At 62.3% G+C, this 1272-nt stretch carries 2 protein-coding genes and 1 pseudogene; all 3 read left to right on the top strand.

Annotation, left to right across the window (positions count from 1 at the left end):
• Positions 1 to 459: pseudogene (locus A3764_RS20620) on the top strand (amidophosphoribosyltransferase); the annotation flags it as partial.
• Between the two features lie 251 nt (positions 460 to 710).
• The gene (locus A3764_RS20615; RefSeq protein WP_330220259.1) at positions 711 to 1013 is read left to right on the top strand and encodes a pilus assembly protein PilP; all 303 of its coding nucleotides are present in this window, start codon (positions 711 to 713) and stop codon (positions 1011 to 1013) included.
• 56 nt (positions 1014 to 1069) lie between these two features.
• Positions 1070 to 1272: mechanosensitive ion channel family protein (locus A3764_RS20610; RefSeq protein WP_443069401.1), on the top strand; the 203-nt coding region annotated here is incomplete at its 3' end.

The raw sequence follows: 1272 nt of genomic DNA, 5'->3' as shown, positions 1-1272 counted from the left end.
GAACCGACCGAACAGATCCGGAATATGGGCGTGCGGCTGAAGCTGAACGTCAACCGCGCCCTGATCCGGGGCAAGCGCGTGATCCTCGTGGATGACAGCGTCGTCCGCGGCACGACCAGCCGCAAGATCAAGGAGATGATCCTCGATGCCGGCGCGGCGGAGGTGCATTTCCGCATCGCCTCACCGCCGACCGCATGGCCGTGCTTTTACGGGGTCGATACGCCGCAGCGCGAAAAACTGCTGGCCGCCACCATGTCCGAGGACGAGATGCGCGACCACCTGCAGGTCGACAGCCTGAAGTTCATCTCGCTCGACGGTCTTTACCGGGCCGTGGGCGAGGCGCAGGGCCGCAAGGCCAGCTGTCCGCAGTATTGCGACGCCTGTTTCTCCGGCGAATACCCGGTGGTGCCCGCCGACCAGATCGACAAGGGCTTTCGCATGAAAGAGGCCGCCGAGTAGGCTTCGCGGCGACAGACTGCCTCTGATTTCGTTCAAATGCCTGCTGTCCGCGCAGCGGGATAGATTTGCGCAAATAGCGGTAATCGCGCGCGAATTCGTATAGGATACGCGCCGCGCCCGGCCCTGTCGGCAGACCTTCGCCTGCCCTTTGGCAAGGTTGCGCTGACCTCCGGCCATCCCCCTTCCACCCTGCTTTACCGCCTGTTAGCTGATCCAGCGCAATACATTGATCGAAATTCAGCGCCACCCCGATGCGATCCCCCGCAGGCGCGACGAAAGGCGAAAACATGGCGTCCAATGATACCGGCGGAGGTACGTCCGCCAAAGTGGCCCGCTTGGCCACCCAACACATGAAGCTCGACCGGCTGGCCGTGATCGGCATTTACGGCAACGACACCGATCCCCGCGCTCTGGTGCGGGAGAACGACGGCACCATCACCCGCGTTCAGGTCGGCGACACGCTGGAGGCGGGCATCGTCACGGCGATCGGCGACGATGCGGTGGTGCTTTCGCGTCGTGGTGGCAATACGGTTCTGAAACTCCCGCAAACGTAGGAACAATCCTTCTTTCAATGCGTTGACCTGCCGCATGAACGACAGGAGAGATGCGCGTGGAAGAAGTCGAAGCCAACCCGGGTCTGATATTCGATAAACTTGACGCGTGGTTGGATGGGCTCTTCAGGCTCCTTCCGAACATCGCAATCGCGATTGTCGTCCTCATTCTTTTCTACTTTCTTGGCCGGTATTTCGGGGGCGTGGCCCGCCGGGCGGCGAAGCGCCGGGATCGTCCCTCGCTGGGCGATGTGGGCGGCTC

Source organism: Sulfitobacter sp. HI0129 (assembly GCF_001635395.1).
In the GTDB taxonomy this organism is placed as follows: domain Bacteria; phylum Pseudomonadota; class Alphaproteobacteria; order Rhodobacterales; family Rhodobacteraceae; genus Sulfitobacter.
This window is presented reverse-complemented; position numbering and strand designations above follow the sequence as displayed.

Coding starts and splice junctions, on each gene's coding strand:
- A3764_RS20615 (WP_330220259.1), top strand. CDS start 711: ATGCGATCCCCCGCAGGCGCGACGAAAGGCGAAAACATGGCGTCCAAT.